Annotated in this window: 1 protein-coding gene; it reads left to right on the forward strand. The window is 59.1% G+C overall.

The annotated features are described in order from the left end of the window. The coding region (locus SB679_RS24415; RefSeq protein WP_410704850.1) for a Tn3 family transposase at positions 1-269 on the forward strand (269 nt) is incomplete at both ends.

The following is a 269-nucleotide window of genomic DNA, read 5'->3' on the forward strand; positions in this document are numbered from 1 at the left end:
CCAATCATTGCTACCGACGAAGCGTCCTACTCAGACTTGGTCTTCGGCTTGTTCAGGATGCTCGGCTACCGATTCTCGCCGCGCATCTCCGACATCGGGGATACGAGGTACTGGAGGGCCCACTGGCCAAACGAGCCGGCCACGGACTACGGACCCCTGAACGCTATCGCCCGACACAAGGTCAATCTGGCCAAGATCGAAACTCATTGGCCAGACATGCTGCGCGTCATCGGATCTTTGGTCACCCAGCAGGTACGGGCCCATGACGT

Origin of the sequence: Chryseobacterium sp. SIMBA_029 (assembly GCF_046535275.1) — a bacterium.
In the GTDB taxonomy this organism is placed as follows: Bacteria; Bacteroidota; Bacteroidia; order Flavobacteriales; family Weeksellaceae; genus Chryseobacterium.